Source organism: Salinispora mooreana (assembly GCF_000379065.1).
In the GTDB taxonomy this organism is placed as follows: domain Bacteria; phylum Actinomycetota; class Actinomycetes; order Mycobacteriales; family Micromonosporaceae; genus Micromonospora; species Micromonospora mooreana.
Map to the genome: position 1 here is coordinate 697,275 of NZ_KB900614.1, position 15,239 is coordinate 712,513.

At 64.2% G+C, this 15,239-nt stretch carries 9 protein-coding genes and 3 rRNA genes; 2 read left to right on the forward strand and 10 right to left on the reverse strand.

Annotated features, from left to right (window positions below; genetic code table 11):
• Nucleotides 1-45: 45 nt before the first annotated feature.
• From SALPAC6_RS0103295 to SALPAC6_RS0103305, 3 genes are read right to left on the reverse strand one after another with little or no spacing between them, the layout of a single operon-like run.
• The gene (locus SALPAC6_RS0103295) at nucleotides 46-486 is read right to left on the reverse strand and encodes a DUF4233 domain-containing protein (protein ID WP_026189283.1); all 441 of its coding nucleotides are present in this window, start codon (nucleotides 484-486) and stop codon (nucleotides 46-48) included.
• A complete protein-coding gene (locus tag SALPAC6_RS0103300; RefSeq protein WP_018252024.1) occupies nucleotides 483-1,817 on the reverse strand; it encodes a bifunctional folylpolyglutamate synthase/dihydrofolate synthase in 1,335 nt (444 codons plus the stop codon). Before SALPAC6_RS0103300 ends, SALPAC6_RS0103295 begins: the two co-directional genes overlap by 4 nt.
• Nucleotides 1,814-4,432 (reverse strand): valine--tRNA ligase, encoded by a 2,619-nt coding sequence (locus SALPAC6_RS0103305; protein WP_018252025.1) that lies wholly within the window; start codon nucleotides 4,430-4,432, stop codon nucleotides 1,814-1,816. Before SALPAC6_RS0103305 ends, SALPAC6_RS0103300 begins: the two co-directional genes overlap by 4 nt.
• 70 nt (nucleotides 4,433-4,502) lie before the next feature.
• Between SALPAC6_RS0103305 and SALPAC6_RS0103310 the strand changes: the two genes are divergently transcribed.
• Nucleotides 4,503-5,183, forward strand: a complete 681-nt coding sequence (locus tag SALPAC6_RS0103310; protein ID WP_018252026.1) for a hypothetical protein — start codon at nucleotides 4,503-4,505, stop codon at nucleotides 5,181-5,183.
• A 95-nt stretch (nucleotides 5,184-5,278) separates the two neighbouring features.
• Here the strand turns inward: SALPAC6_RS0103310 and rrf are convergent.
• The 3 genes from rrf to SALPAC6_RS0103330 all read right to left on the reverse strand — a co-directional run bounded on the left by rrf (nucleotide 5,279) and on the right by SALPAC6_RS0103330 (nucleotide 10,522).
• Nucleotides 5,279-5,395: ribosomal RNA gene (rrf, locus tag SALPAC6_RS0103315) — 5S ribosomal RNA — on the reverse strand.
• Nucleotides 5,396-5,479: 84 nt separating this feature from the next.
• Nucleotides 5,480-8,590, reverse strand: a 23S ribosomal RNA gene (locus tag SALPAC6_RS0103320).
• A gap of 415 nt (nucleotides 8,591-9,005) precedes the next feature.
• Nucleotides 9,006-10,522: ribosomal RNA gene (locus tag SALPAC6_RS0103330) — 16S ribosomal RNA — on the reverse strand.
• The 16S, 23S and 5S rRNA genes sit together here, the layout of an rRNA operon.
• 634 nt (nucleotides 10,523-11,156) lie before the next feature.
• Here SALPAC6_RS0103330 and SALPAC6_RS0103335 point away from each other — a divergent pair.
• Nucleotides 11,157-11,378, forward strand: coding sequence for a hypothetical protein (locus tag SALPAC6_RS0103335; protein ID WP_018252028.1), 222 nt, complete (start codon nucleotides 11,157-11,159; stop codon nucleotides 11,376-11,378).
• A 72-nt stretch (nucleotides 11,379-11,450) separates the two neighbouring features.
• On the opposite strand, the gene SALPAC6_RS0103340 is transcribed toward SALPAC6_RS0103335, so the two are convergent.
• The 4 genes from SALPAC6_RS0103340 to SALPAC6_RS0103355 all read right to left on the reverse strand — a co-directional run bounded on the left by SALPAC6_RS0103340 (nucleotide 11,451) and on the right by SALPAC6_RS0103355 (nucleotide 15,197).
• Nucleotides 11,451-12,257 (reverse strand): carbon-nitrogen hydrolase family protein, encoded by an 807-nt coding sequence (locus tag SALPAC6_RS0103340; protein ID WP_018252029.1) that lies wholly within the window; start codon nucleotides 12,255-12,257, stop codon nucleotides 11,451-11,453.
• Between the two features lie 126 nt (nucleotides 12,258-12,383).
• A complete protein-coding gene (clpX, locus tag SALPAC6_RS0103345; RefSeq protein ID WP_018252030.1) occupies nucleotides 12,384-13,673 on the reverse strand; it encodes an ATP-dependent Clp protease ATP-binding subunit ClpX in 1,290 nt (429 codons plus the stop codon).
• Between the two features lie 205 nt (nucleotides 13,674-13,878).
• The gene (locus SALPAC6_RS0103350) at nucleotides 13,879-14,541 is read right to left on the reverse strand and encodes an ATP-dependent Clp protease proteolytic subunit (RefSeq protein ID WP_018216646.1); all 663 of its coding nucleotides are present in this window, start codon (nucleotides 14,539-14,541) and stop codon (nucleotides 13,879-13,881) included.
• A gap of 14 nt (nucleotides 14,542-14,555) precedes the next feature.
• Complete coding sequence (locus SALPAC6_RS0103355) at nucleotides 14,556-15,197, reverse strand: ATP-dependent Clp protease proteolytic subunit (RefSeq protein WP_018252031.1); 642 nt, start codon at nucleotides 15,195-15,197, stop codon at nucleotides 14,556-14,558.
• Nucleotides 15,198-15,239: the final 42 nt, after the last annotated feature.

Below are 15,239 nucleotides of genomic sequence, written 5' to 3' on the forward strand. Positions count from 1 at the left end.
CAATCGGCCTGAGCAGGTCGGTCAGCCGGGGCCTGAGCAGGTCGGTCAGCCGAGGATCACCCGCCGCACGTGCAGGGCGTACACCCACACCAACGCGAAGATGACCCCGAGCACCAGCAGCGACCAGTGCAACGCGCCGGCGAGCAGCAACGCGCCCTGCAGCACGATCCCCGCCGACCAGGCCCAGGCGCGACGGATCACTCCGGCCAGCAGCACCGCCAGCACCGCCAGCGCCACCACAGCGGCGATCGCGGCAGCGCTCAGCCCGCCGCCGACCACCCGCATCGGCTGGATGGCCAGCACCAGGACCAGAGCCTCAAGGCTCAGCAGCCCGGCACCGAGACCGGCCACTGCCCGCTGCGGATTGCGCAACCCGGAGCGGCGCGGCGGCGACACCGAGCCCTCTGGCAGCTCGGCCGCCGGAGGCGAACCCGGCGACCGCCCGGCCGCCGGCCCCGGCCCGGTTGGACGCCCCGCGGCAGTCATCGCTTCAGTAGCCGACGGGCATCGGCCACGGTAACCACCGAGCCGGTGACGAGTACGCCGATCCCGGCCAGTTCACCCGGGACATCCTGCTCGGCCAACGCCACCGCCGCCTCAATAGCGTCTGGCATCTGCTCCGCCACCACCACCCGGTCCGGGCCGAAGACGTCAACGGCGAGCGTCGCCAGCTCCCGGGTCGGCATCGCCCGCGGCGAGCTGTTGCGGGTGACCACCAGCTGGTCAACCACCGGCTCCAGCAGTTCGAGCAGGCTGACCGCGTCCTTGTCAACGAGGACACCGAGGACGGCGACCAGTTTGCTGAACGCGAACTCCTCCTGCAGCGCGGTGACCGTGGCCGCCATGCCCTGCGGGTTGTGCGCGCCGTCGAGCAGCACGGTCGGCGCGGTACGGACCCGCTCCAACCGCCCGGGCGAGCTCACTGCGGCGAACCCCTCCCGGACCGTCTCGACGTCCAGTTGGCGGCGTGCCCCCGCACCGAGGAACGCCTCCACCGCCGCGAGCGCCATGGCGGCGTTCTGCGCCTGGTGGGCACCGTGCAACGGGACAAAGAGCTCCTCGTACTGCCCGCCGAGCCCCTGCAGGGTGAGCACCTGTCCACCGACTGCGACGGCCCGGCGCAGTACCCCGAACTCGGCGCCCTCTCGGGCGATCGTCGCGTCGACCTCGGCGCAGCGCTCGAGCACCGGACGCGCCGCCTCCTCCTCCTGCCCGGCCGAGATCACCGTCGCGCCCTTGTGGATGATGCCCGCCTTGTGGAGCGCGATGTCGGAGATCGTGTCGCCGAGCCACTCGGTGTGGTCGAGCCCGATCGGGGTCAACACCGTGACGCCGGCCTGAAGGACGTTGGTCGAGTCCTCCGCACCGCCGAGACCCACCTCGACAACGGCGACATCCACCGGGGCGTCGGCGAAGGTGGCGAAGGCCAGCGCCGTGGTCAGGTCGAAGTAGGTCAGGGGCTCCGCGGACCGTTGGTCAACGAGTCGGGCCAGCGGCGCCACCTCGCGGTAGGCGGCGACGAACCGCTGTTCGTCAACCGGCTCACCGTCCAGGCTGATCCGCTCGCGGACGGTCTCCAGGTGTGGGCTGGTGTACCGCCCGGTGCGCAGCCCGAACGCCCGCAGCAACGAGTCGATCATGCGGGCGGTCGAGGTCTTTCCGTTGGTGCCGGTGAGGTGGATCGACGGGTACGCCCGCTGTGGGCTCCCGAGCAGGTCCAGCAGCATCTCGATGCGGTCCAGCTCGAAGACCATCCGGGTGAACCCGCGAGTGGCGAGCTCCGCCTCGACGGCAGCGAAGTCAGTCTGGTCGGTCACGAGGAGAGGGCCTCCAAAGCTGCGTCGATCCGCACCAGGTCGGCCTCGGCGGTGGCGAGCCGGTCGCGGATCTTCTGCACCACCGGCTCGGGTGCCTTCCCCACGAACGCCGGGTTGTCGAGCTTCGTCCGGGCCTGTCCGACCTCCTTCGCCGCCGCCGCCCGGTCCTTGGTCAACCGCGCTCGCTCGGCTGCCACGTCGATCGACCCACGGGTGTCCAGCGCGACGCCCACCTCACCCGGCAGGGTCAGAACGGCGCTGGCCTGGAAGTCCGTACCCGCCGCATCGAGGCGCACCAGCGACCGGATCAGCGGTTCGTGCCCAGCAATACCGGCGCCGGCCAACCCGTCGAGCCGGGCGACGACCCGCTGGGTCGGACGCAACCCCTGGTCAGAGCGGAACCGCCGGATCTCGGTGACCACCCGCTGGAGCGTGGCGATCTCCGTCTCCGCGGCAGCGTCAACCAGCGCCTGGTCGACGGCCGGCCAAGCTGCCGTCATGACCGTCTCGCCGCCGGTCAAGGCGATCCACAACTCGTCGGTGATGAACGGGATCACCGGGTGCAGCAGCCGCAGTAGCTGGTCCAGCACCTCCCCGAGGACGCGCCGGGTGGCGTCCGCAGCCGCACCGCCGGCCGCCAGGAGCGGCTTGGTCAACTCCACGTACCAGTCGCAGACCTCGTCCCACGCGAAGTGGTACAGCAGGTCACAGACCTTTGCGAACTCGTACGCCTCGAACTGCTCGTCCGCCTCGGCGGTGACGCGCGCGAGCCGGGACAGGATCCACCGGTCGACCGTTGACAGTTCCGTCGCCGGCGGTAGCGCCCCCTGGGTGTGCGCGCCGTTCAACAGGGCGAACCGGGTCGCGTTCCAGAGCTTGTTGCAGAAGTTACGGGAGCCCTGGCACCACTCCTCGCTGACGGCGACGTCCCCGCCGGGATTCGCACCACGGGCCAGGGTGAACCGGGTGGCATCGGCGCCGAACCGATCAATCCAGTCCAGCGGATCAACCACGTTGCCGAACGACTTCGACATCTTCTTGCCGTGCTCGTCGCGGACCATGCCGTGCAGCGCGACCACATCGAAGGGCTGTCGGCCGTCCATCGCGTACAGGCCGAACATCATCATCCGGGCGACCCAGAAGAAGAGGATGTCGTAGCCGGTGACCAGGACGCTCGTCGGGTAGAACGTGGCCAGCTCCGGGGTCTGCTCCGGCCAGCCGAGGGTGGAGAAGGGCCAGAGGCCGCTGGAGAACCAGGTGTCCAGGACATCCTCGTCCTGGCGCCAACCGTCGCCGGCCGGCGGCGTCTCGTCCGGACCGACGCAGACGACCTCGCCGGCCGGGCCGTACCAGACCGGGATGCGGTGCCCCCACCACAGCTGGCGGGAGATGCACCAGTCGTGCATGTTGTCGACCCAGGCGAAGTACCGCTTGGCCAGCTCCGCCGGCTCAATCCTCACCCGTCCGTCCCGCACCGCGTCACCAGCCGCCTTGGCCAACGGCGAGGTGTTGATGAACCACTGCAACGACAGGCGGGGCTCCACCGTCGTGCGGCAACGCGAGCAGTGACCAACCGCATGCGTGTACGGGCGCTTCTCGGCCACGATCCGGCCCTGCTCCCGCAGTGCGGCGACGATGGCGGGGCGCGCCTCGTACCGGTCCAGGCCGGCAAATGGCCCGGGCGCGGTGATAACCCCCCGCTCGTCCATGATCGTGTGGGACGGCAGGCCGTGCCGCTGACCGATCTCAAAGTCGTTCGGGTCGTGCGCCGGGGTTACCTTCACCATGCCGGTGCCGAAGGTCGGATCAACGTGCTCGTCCCCGACGATCGGAATGCACCGGCCGGTCAGCGGCAGCTCGACCTCGGTGCCGATCAGGTGCTGGTACCGCTCGTCCTCGGGATGCACGGCGATGGCGGTGTCACCGAGCATCGTCTCCGCCCGGGTGGTAGCCACCACGACCTCGTCGCTGTATCGGATCGACACCAGCTCACCGTCGTCGTCCGTGTGCTCCACCTCGATGTCCGACAGCGCGGTGAGGCAGCGCGGACACCAGTTGATGATCCGCTCGGCCCGGTAGATCAACCCGTCGTCGTACAACGCCTTGAACATGGTGTGGACGGCCCGCGACAGGCCCGCGTCCATGGTGAAGCGCTCCCGCTCCCAGTCGACGGAGTCGCCGAGCCGGCGCATCTGCCCAAGGATCGCGCCCCCGGACTCGGCCTTCCACTGCCAGACTCGTTCGACGAACGCCTCGCGGCCGAGGTCATGCCGGGACAGGCCCTGCTCGCCCAGCTGCCGCTCCACGACGTTCTGGGTGGCGATGCCGGCGTGATCCATGCCGGGCAGCCAGAGCGTCTCGTAGCCCTGCATGCGCTTCCGCCGGGCCAGGGCGTCCTGCATCGTGTGGTCCAGCGCGTGCCCCATGTGCAGCGAGCCGGTGACGTTCGGCGGTGGGATGACGATGGTGTACGGGGGCTTGTCGCTCTCCGCCGACGCGTGGAAGTGTCCGCCGGCTACCCACTGCTCGTACCGTCGCTGCTCCACCTCGCCCGGCAGATACTGGCCGGCAAGGGTCGGGGCGTCGGGGCGTCGGGCATCCAGTCTCTCGGTCACCCCTGGAAGTCTACGGAGAGCTTCCGCGGACCTTACGTGCGCCACCAGGGCTTCGCGTACGGTGTCGGTTATGTCCCACGGGCACCTCAGCGAGCGCGCCGTCAACGAGGCCCCCGAGCCAGTCAACCTGACCGACGAGCCGATCCGACTCGATGGCGAGGACCCGGCTCCGGAGCCCAGACGCGCGGGCGTCCGAGCGCGCCGCCGCCGGGTGGCGTGGCTGCTCGCGACCGCCGTGGGGCTCGCTGGCGCCGGGGCCTTCGGCACCGTGGCCTGGCCCATCTTTCAGCAGCAGGACGCCACGATAGGCAGCCCAGCGCAGCTGGCCGGGTTGGCTCGGGACGACAGCGAGCCGGCCCGCAGCACCGCCGACTATCTCCGGAACGGGTTCGCGGCCAACATCGAGGTGGACCAGAGTTTCGGAGCCGTCTACCGGGATCCTGCCGGCGAGCGCCGACCGGTGCTCGTCTTCGGTGGCACCACGCTGCTCTGGCAACCCGAGCGGGACCTGGACAGCCTCTTCGGGCTGATGGCCGACGAGACTGGTCACGTCAGCGGGCTGCAGCACCTCTCCCCGGGCCCCCTCGGCGGAGTGCTGAAGTGTGGCACTACCAGCGGCCTGGGTGGGGAGTTCGCCGTGTGTGGCTGGGCAGACCATGGAAGCGTGGTGATGGGTCTGTTCCCGGATCATCCGGTAGTGGAAGCCGGTGACCTGTTCCGGACAATGCGCAACGAGATGCAGACCCGCTGATCGACAATCTGTGGCGGTGGTGCCGTGGTGGTGTTGTCGGGCTGGAAACACGTTGAGGGCCGACCCGGGTAGGGTCGGCCCTCAACTGAAGTTTTGCCCGGCGGTGTCCTACTCTCCCACACCCTCCCGAGTGCAGTACCATCGGCGCTGGAGGGCTTAGCTTCCGGGTTCGGAATGTAACCGGGCGTTTCCCCTCCGCCATGACCGCCGTAACACTTATCGACATATCAAACACACCCAACACCACAGGCAATGTTTGTTTGCCAAGAGTTACACAGTGGACGCGCAGCAACTTAGTAATCAAGTCCTCGGCCTATTAGTACCGGTCAACTGAACCCGTTACCGAGCTTACATTTCCGGCCTATCAACCCAGTCGTCTAGCTGGGGGCCTTACCCCACCAAAGGTGGATGGGATACCTCATCTTGAAGCAGGCTTCCCGCTTAGATGCTTTCAGCGGTTATCCCTTCCGAACGTAGCCAACCAGCCGTGCCCCTGGCGGGACAACTGGCACACCAGAGGTTCGTCCGTCCCGGTCCTCTCGTACTAGGGACAGCCCTTCTCAAGTATCCTACGCGCACGGCGGATAGGGACCGAACTGTCTCACGACGTTCTAAACCCAGCTCGCGTACCGCTTTAATGGGCGAACAGCCCAACCCTTGGGACCTGCTACAGCCCCAGGATGCGACGAGCCGACATCGAGGTGCCAAACCATCCCGTCGATATGGACTCTTGGGGAAGATCAGCCTGTTATCCCCGGGGTACCTTTTATCCGTTGAGCGACACCGCTTCCATTCGCCAGTGCCGGATCACTAGTCCCGACTTTCGTCCCTGCTCGACCCGTCAGTCTCACAGTCAAGCTCCCTTGTGCACTTACACTCAACACCTGATTGCCAACCAGGCTGAGGGAACCTTTGGGCGCCTCCGTTACCCTTTAGGAGGCAACCGCCCCAGTTAAACTACCCACCAGACACTGTCCCTGAACCGGATAACGGTCCGAAGTTAGATACCCAAACCAACCAGAGTGGTATTTCAAGATTGCCTCCACATGCACTGGCGTGCACACTTCACAGGCTCCCACCTATCCTACACAAGCTAATTCAGATACCAATGTCAAGCTATAGTAAAGGTCCCGGGGTCTTTCCGTCCTGCCGCGCGTAACGAGCATCTTTACTCGTAATGCAATTTCGCCGGGCCTGTGGTTGAGACAGTGGGGAAGTCGTTACGCCATTCGTGCAGGTCGGAACTTACCCGACAAGGAATTTCGCTACCTTAGGATGGTTATAGTTACCACCGCCGTTTACTGGCGCTTAAGTTCTCCGCTTCGCCCCGAAAGACTAACAGGTCCCCTTAACGTTCCAGCACCGGGCAGGCGTCAGTCCATATACATCGAATTACTTCTTCGCATGGACCTGTGTTTTTAGTAAACAGTCGCTTCCCCCTGCTCTCTGCGGCCATACAACGCTCCAGCAGCACGTGCCTTCACGTCTCCGGCCCCCCTTCTCCCAAAGTTACGGGGGCAATTTGCCGAGTTCCTTAACCACAGTTCACCCGATCGCCTTGGTATTCTCTACCTGACCACCTGTGTCGGTTTAGGGTACGGGCCGCTCGGAACTCGCTAGAGGCTTTTCTCGACAGCATAGGATCACTGACTTCACCTGAATCGGCTCGGCATCACGTCTCAGCCACACGCGCCGCGGATTTACCTACGACACAGCCTACACGCTTACCCCGGCACAACCACCGGCCGGGCTCAGCTACCTTCCTGCGTCACCCCATCGCTTGACTACTACCCGCCAGGTTCCCACGCTCCCCCAGCACAGTCCGAAGACCACACCAAGCTCGGATGGTTAGCACAACGAAGTTCATCAGGGACGCTCCTTCGCGGGTACGGGAATATCAACCCGTTATCCATCGACTACGCCTCTCGGCCTCGCCTTAGGCCCCGACTCACCCAGGGCGGATTAACCTGGCCCTGGAACCCTTGGTCATCCGGCGGAAGGGTTTCTCACCCTTCTTTCGCTACTCATGCCTGCATTCTCACTCGCACCGCGTCCACAACTCGATCACTCGGCTGCTTCACCCCCGGCACGACGCTCCCCTACCCATCCACACACCTACACACAACCCAAAGGCCATGCGAAGTACACGCGTGAATGCCACAGCTTCGGCGGTGTGCTTGAGCCCCGCTACATTGTCGGCGCGGAACCACTTGACCAGTGAGCTATTACGCACTCTTTCAAGGATGGCTGCTTCTAAGCCAACCTCCTGGTTGTCTATGCGACCCCACATCCTTTTCCACTTAGCACACGCTTAGGGGCCTTAGCTGGTGATCTGGGCTGTTTCCCTCTCGACTACGAAGCTTATCCCCCGCAGTCTCACTGCCGCGCTCTCACTTACCGGCATTCGGAGTTTGGCTGATTTCAGTAAGCTTGTAGGCCCCCTAGACCATCCAGTGCTCTACCTCCGGCAAGAAACACACGACGCTGCACCTAAATGCATTTCGGGGAGAACCAGCTATCACGGAGTTTGATTGGCCTTTCACCCCTAACCACAGGTCATCCCCCAACTTTTCAACGTTGGTGGGTTCGGCCCTCCACGCAGTCTTACCCACGCTTCAGCCTGCCCATGGCTAGATCACTCCGCTTCGGGTCTAGGACACGCGACTCTAACGCCCTATTCAGACTCGCTTTCGCTACGGCTCCCCCNCCCGGGTTAACCTCGCCACATGCCACTAACTCGCAGGCTCATTCTTCAAAAGGCACGCCGTCACCCCACAAAAGAGGCTCCGACGGATTGTAGGCGAACGGTTTCAGGTACTATTTCACTCCCCTCCCGGGGTACTTTTCACCATTCCCTCACGGTACTATCCGCTATCGGTCACCAGGAAGTATTTAGGCTTACCAGATGGTCCTGGCAGATTCACGGCAGATTACAGGAGTCCGCCGCTACTCGGGAACACCCACAGGAGACTGGCAGCTTTCACCTACCGGACTTTCACCGTCTACGGTCAGCCATTCCAGACTGTTCAACTAACCACCAGCTTTATAACTCCCCACACGAGTGTCAGCCCGTGTCGCAGGATCCCACAACCCCAACCACGCAACCCCTGACAGGTATCACACGCAGCCGGTTTAGCCTCAATCCGCTTTCGCTCGCCACTACTCACGGAATCACAATTGTTTTCTCTTCCTACGGGTACTGAGATGTTTCACTTCCCCGCGTTCCCTCCACACACCCTATGAGTTCAGGTGCAGGTGACACCACATGACTGATGCCGGGTTCCCCCATTCGGACACCCTGGGATCACAGCTCGGTTGACAGCTCCCCCAGGCCTATCGCGGCCTCCCACGTCCTTCATCGGCTCCTGGTGCCAAGGCATCCACCGTTCGCCCTTGACAACTTGACCACAAAGATGCTCGCGTCCACTGTGTAATTCTCAACAAACAACCAACCCGCAACCACCACCCCGCACCAGCAACACCAACCCCACCCACACAAGGGCAAAACCAGCATCCGGTATACGAGACAAGCCACGCCAGGCAAAACCACCATCCCCGCAACACCACCACAACAGTGACATCACAGAAACAACGGCCCAAGAAACAACCACACGGTCATTCCTTCAGGACCCAACAGGGTGTTCACCGCCAACCCCAGCCGCATCATCAACCCCTTCCCCCACCCCCACAAGAGGAGCGTGTACAAGAGCATCAAACCGCTGCCAAGACCAACTAGCCAGTGTCTCCGACCAATGAGCACCCCATCACCCAACACAGGCAACCGAGGCTCCATACCGCCCTTCGACGGATGGCGCTCCTTAGAAAGGAGGTGATCCAGCCGCACCTTCCGGTACGGCTACCTTGTTACGACTTCGTCCCAATCGCCAGCCCCACCTTCGACGGCTCCCCCCCACAAGGGTTAGGCCACCGGCTTCGGGTGTTGCCGACTTTCGTGACGTGACGGGCGGTGTGTACAAGGCCCGGGAACGTATTCACCGCAGCGTTGCTGATCTGCGATTACTAGCGACTCCGACTTCACGGGGTCGAGTTGCAGACCCCGATCCGAACTGAGACCGGCTTTTTGGGATTCGCTCCACCTCACGGTATCGCAGCCCATTGTACCGGCCATTGTAGCATGCGTGAAGCCCTGGACATAAGGGGCATGATGACTTGACGTCATCCCCACCTTCCTCCGAGTTGACCCCGGCAGTCTTCGATGAGTCCCCGCCATAACGCGCTGGCAACATCGAACAAGGGTTGCGCTCGTTGCGGGACTTAACCCAACATCTCACGACACGAGCTGACGACAGCCATGCACCACCTGTCACCGGCCCCGAAGGACCCCCCATCTCTGGGGGATTTCCGGCGATGTCAAACCCAGGTAAGGTTCTTCGCGTTGCATCGAATTAATCCGCATGCTCCGCCGCTTGTGCGGGCCCCCGTCAATTCCTTTGAGTTTTAGCCTTGCGGCCGTACTCCCCAGGCGGGGCGCTTAATGCGTTAGCTGCGGCACAGAGAACCGGAGAGGCTCCCCACACCTAGCGCCCAACGTTTACAGCGTGGACTACCAGGGTATCTAATCCTGTTCGCTCCCCACGCTTTCGCTCCTCAGCGTCAGTATCGGCCCAGAGACCCGCCTTCGCCACCGGTGTTCCTCCTGATATCTGCGCATTTCACCGCTACACCAGGAATTCCAGTCTCCCCTACCGAACTCTAGCCTGCCCGTATCGACTGCAAGCCCGCAGTTGAGCCACGGGTTTTCACAGTCGACGCGACAAGCCGCCTACGAGCTCTTTACGCCCAATAAATCCGGACAACGCTTGCGCCCTACGTCTTACCGCGGCTGCTGGCACGTAGTTGGCCGGCGCTTCTTCTGCAGGTACCGTCACAAACGCTTCGTCCCTGCTGAAAGAGGTTTACAACCCGAAGGCCGTCATCCCTCACGCGGCGTCGCTGCATCAGGCTTCCGCCCATTGTGCAAGATTCCCCACTGCTGCCTCCCGTAGGAGTCTGGGCCGTGTCTCAGTCCCAGTGTGGCCGGTCGCCCTCTCAGGCCGGCTACCCGTCGCCGCCTTGGTAGGCCATTACCCCACCAACAAGCTGATAGGCCGCGAGTCCATCCCAAGCCGAAAAATCTTTCCACCAACCACCATGCGGCAGCCAGTCATATCCGGTATTAGCCCCGGTTTCCCGGGGTTATCCCAAAGCCTGGGGCAGGTTACTCACGTGTTACTCACCCGTTCGCCGCTCGAGTACCCCGAAGGGCCTTTCCGCTCGACTTGCATGTGTTAAGCACGCCGCCAGCGTTCGTCCTGAGCCAGGATCAAACTCTCCAACAAAAACTTGAAGAAAATCCCAGCAACAAAAATATTTGCTGCCAAATTCAAGCCCAAGCCAACCCACCACACAGCAGGCCAACCCAGACCAAAACGGCACTGGCTTTCCAAACACCCTGTTGAGTTCTCAAAGAACAACCACACACCATCAGAACCCCACACCAGGGCCCCTCCGGAGGCAACCGCTCTAAGCTACCCGGACCATTCCGCGATTGTCAACCTGACCATTCAGGCAACAAACTCGTCGTAGCCGGCCCACAATCACGCACGCCAAATTTGGCGGTCGCTACTGTTGCGGGAATCGACAGACCGGCCGATACCCGCTTCGCGGCCATCCGCCCGGCTCCTGCCGGCTTCAGTACTCTACCCGGTCGGCTTCGTGATTGCAACTCCGTCTCCGGAAGTGCCTCACACCGCCCGCGCCCCAGTCCCGCTCGGCGGTATCGCCACGGTCCTGGTGCCCGCTCTCTGCCGGTTTGCCCGGCTTCCCGCGTACAAAGAGAAAGTTACGCGGTCGTCCGGCAGAAGGCAAATCAAGATCCATCACTGGCGCCGACCGGCGGCGTCAGCCGCCGGCAGCCACCCACTCCCCCGCGTGCGGAAGACCGGAACCGCTCATCCGTGGGAGAGTGTCTGCATGGCCGAGCTGACAGCAACCCCGGTGCTGGCCAAGGACACGCTACTCGGACTACTCCTGCCGTTCTGGCAGCTCGTCATCGGCGCCTTCGTGCTCGTCGTCCTGGTCCTGTCGATCGGGCGGCTGGCTCGTCGGGGACCCTCCCGAATGACGACGGCGCTCCTGGTCACGGCCGCCGCCATCGTCGGCCTCGCAACGATCGGTGTCCTGCTCCAGGGGTGAGCCGGCCGGCAACGAACAGCGGCCCCGACGACGAGCCGTTCACCGCCCGCGGCGCAGTGCGCTCGGTCGGGCTCAGGAAAGCTGGAGACGACGGTTGGCCAGGCTCGGCAACTCGGCCCGGACCGTCCGCAACCGCTCCAGGTCGAGGTCGACAATCGCGAGGCCGGAACCATCGGGCACCTGGGCGAGCACTGTCCCCCAGGGATCTATCACCATGCTGCGGCCGAAGCAGGTACGGCTCGGCTCGTGGTCCCCCGTCTGGGCGGCTGCCGCAACGAAGCACTGATTCTCGATGGCCCGGGCACGCAACAGCACCTCCCAGTGGTCCCGCCCCGTGTGCAGCATGAATGCTGCCGGGACGAGGAGTAGGTCTGCCTCGCCGTCCGTGGCGAGCTGGCGATAGAGCTCGGGGAAGCGAAGGTCGTAGCAGATCGACAGCCCGACCCGAATTCCCTCCACCGCTACGACTACCGGCTGCGACCCAGCGGCGACCGTGGCTGACTCCAGATACGACACCCGACCGGGAATCTCCACGTCGTACAGATGGATCTTGCGATAGGTGGCGGCGAGCGTCCCTGAGCGATCGAACACCAGGCAGGTGTTGTAGCAGTGCTCCGGATCTGGGCCCCGCTCATGGATCGAGCCAACGACGACCCAGATGCCGAGCCGCTGCGCGGCGTTCGCGAAGAACCGCCCGGCCACGCCGTCGACCGGCTCCGCGACTGGCTGCCCGGCGACCGGGCCGAGGTAGTCGACGTACTCGGGGAGGATCGCGAGATCGGCACCACCGGCTGCCGCCCGCTCCAGCAGGGCCTCGGCGGCCGCCAGATTCGTCTCTCGGTCATCCCGGGCGTTCAGCTGGCAGACCGCGACTCGCATGGACCCAGGTTACGGGGAGGCGGGTCGGCTGAACAGGAGCAGGATTAAGGCCACGGCAAAGTCGACAACAGCGGAACGCCTTGGCGCGTCAAGGGCTCGGTTAGCCCCTGGGGCGGGCCACCCCGGTCACGCGGACTTCTCCTCGCGCTCCCGCCGCGCCCGGCGGCTGGTGAACTCACGCGGAACGATCGTCGGGTTAACGTTCTCCAGCACCACTTCACGATTGATCAAAACGCGCGCCGCATCGGGGTTGCTGGGCACCTCGTACATCACGGAGAGCAGAACCTCCTCCATGATCGCGCGGAGTCCGCGGGCCCCGGTGCCACGGAGCATCGCCTGGTCGGCTATCGCCTCCAGGGCCGACTGCTCGAACTCCAGCTCGACGCCGTCCAACTCGAAGAGGCGCTGGTACTGCCGAACGAGCGCATTCCGCGGCTCGGTGAGGATCTGCACCAGGGCCTCCCGGTCGAGGCTGCGAACGTTGGTGATCACCGGGAGCCGACCGATGAACTCGGGGATCAGGCCGAACTTCAGCATGTCCTCCGGCATCACCTGGCTGAAGGTGTCATCGGTCGAACGCTCCGAGACCGCCCGCAGCCGGGCACCGAAACCCGTGCCACCGTGACCGGTACGCGCCTCAATAATCTGGTCGAGGCCGGCGAAGGCACCGCCGCAGATGAAGAGCACGTTGGTGGTGTCGATCTGGATGAACTCCTGATGCGGATGCTTGCGGCCACCCTGGGGCGGAACGTTCGCCACCGTCCCCTCCAGCATCTTGAGCAGCGCCTGCTGCACCCCCTCGCCGGACACATCGCGAGTTATCGACGGATTCTCCGACTTACGCGCGATCTTGTCGACCTCGTCGATATAGATGATCCCGGTCTCGGCGCGCTTGATGTCGTAGTCGGCAGCCTGGATCAGCTTGAGGAGGATGTTCTCGACGTCCTCCCCGACGTATCCGGCCTCGGTCAGGGCAGTCGCGTCCGCGATGGCGAACGGCACGTTGAGCATCCGGGCCAGGGTCTGCGCCAGGTGGGTCTTGCCGCACCCGGTGGGACCAAGCAGCAGAATGTTGGACTTGGCCAACTCAACGCTGTCCGCGCTGGGAAGGCCGGCCGCCTCGGCCTGGATCCGCTTGTAGTGGTTGTAGACCGCGACGGCGAGAGCCTTCTTGGCCTGCGCCTGACCCACGACGTAATTATCGAGGAACTGACAGATCTCCATCGGCTTGGGAAGCTCTTCCCACTTCACTTCGCCCGACTCGGCCAGCTCTTCCTCGATGATCTCGTTACAGAGATCGATGCACTCGTCGCAGATATAGACACCGGGACCAGCGATAAGCTTCTTGACCTGCTTCTGCGATTTCCCACAGAAGGAGCACTTCAGCAGGTCGCCGCCGTCACCGATCCGTGCCACCTACAGTCTCCCTGCACTCGTCGGCCAGCGATCCGGCCATGGCCCCCGGACACCGCGCGCCGCCCATCTCAGCTACCCGCCGGCTCGACCGGCGAAGCGGTACAGACCTGACGTTACCCGCTGGCGCGGGTTTCTCCGACCCCTAAAACGGGTGTGTCAGAGGTCGGTCGAGGCTACCCCCGGCCGACCTCTGACGTGATCGGGCTCAGTTGGCGGCGTTGGCAGCCAGCAAGCCCTTCTTACGGCTCGTGAGGATGGTGTCGACCAACCCGTACTCGCGGGACTCCTCGGCCGTCATAATCTTGTCTCGGTCGATATCTTTACGGACCTTCTCCACCGGCTGGTTGCAGTGCCGGGAGAGCATCTCTTCCAGCTGGGTACGCATCCGCAGAATCTCCCGGGCCTGGATCTCGATATCCGATCCCTGCCCGTAGCCCCCCTCCGTGGCAGGCTGGTGGATGATGATCCGCGAATTCGGCAGTGCCATCCGCTTACCGGGCGTGCCGGCCGAGAGCAGCACCGCCGCCGCACTGGCCGCCTGCCCCAGGCACACCGTCTGAATGTCCGGCCGGACGTACTGCATGGTGTCGTAGATCGCCGTCATGGCCGTGAACGAGCCACCCGGCGAGTTGATGTACATGATGATGTCGCGGTCCGGGTCCGTGCCCTCCAGCGTGAGCAGCTGGGCCATCACGTCGTTGGCCGACGCGTCATCCACCTGGACCCCGAGAAAGATGATCCGATCCTCGAAGAGCTTGTTGTACGGGTTGGACTCCTTCACCCCGTACGACGTGCGCTCGACGAATGACGGCAGGACATAGCGGTTGTGCACAGCCGCGAACTGCGGCGGCAGGCTCAGGTCGGTCATCGTCAGCTCCTCGCTCAGCTCAGGGTCCCGGCGCCTTCCGGAACCTGGGCGGCCCCGGTGATCACCTTGTCGATGAAGCCGTACTCCATGGCCTCCAGGGCGGTGAACCAACGGTCACGGTCCGAGTCCGCCTCGATCTGCGCCTGGCTCTGGCCGGTGTGGAAGGCGACCCGTTCCTGGAACATCCGCTTGGTGTAGAGCATCTGCTCCGCCTGGATAGCGATGTCCGAGGCGGTACCGCCCATGCCACCCGACGGCTGGTGCATCATGATCCGGGCGTGCGGCAGGGCGTACCGCTTGCCCTTGGTGCCGGCGCAGAGCAGCAGCTGGCCCATCGAGGCCGCCATCCCCATCGCCACGGTGGACACGTCATTGTCGATGAACTGCATCGTGTCGTAGATCGCCATGCCCGAGTAGACCGAGCCGCCCGGCGAGTTGATCCAGAGGTTGATGTCGCGGTCCGGGTCCTCCGCGGCGAGCAACAGCAGCTGCGCGCAGATGCGGTTGGCGACCTGGTCGGTCACCTCGCTGCCCAGGAAGATGATCCGTTCCTTGAGCAACCGGTTGTAGACCGAGTCGTCGAGGTTGCCAATGTTGTCGCCACCGCGGGCGTCGATCGCCCGGAGCGGCGTCGGCGGGATATGCATGTCGGTCATGGCAGCCCTTCGCTCTCCGTACCGTCCTACCCGACACTAACG

Coding starts and splice junctions, on each gene's coding strand:
- SALPAC6_RS0103355 (WP_018252031.1), bottom strand. CDS start 15,197: ATGACCGACATGCATATCCCGCCGACGCCGCTCCGGGCGATCGACGCC.
- SALPAC6_RS0103310 (WP_018252026.1), top strand. CDS start 4,503: ATGTCCCACGGGCACCTCAGCGAGCGCGCCGTCAACGAGGCCCCCGAG.
- SALPAC6_RS0103350 (WP_018216646.1), bottom strand. CDS start 14,541: ATGACCGACCTGAGCCTGCCGCCGCAGTTCGCGGCTGTGCACAACCGC.
- SALPAC6_RS0103340 (WP_018252029.1), bottom strand. CDS start 12,257: ATGCGAGTCGCGGTCTGCCAGCTGAACGCCCGGGATGACCGAGAGACG.
- SALPAC6_RS0103295 (WP_026189283.1), bottom strand. CDS start 486: ATGACTGCCGCGGGGCGTCCAACCGGGCCGGGGCCGGCGGCCGGGCGG.
- SALPAC6_RS0103335 (WP_018252028.1), top strand. CDS start 11,157: ATGGCCGAGCTGACAGCAACCCCGGTGCTGGCCAAGGACACGCTACTC.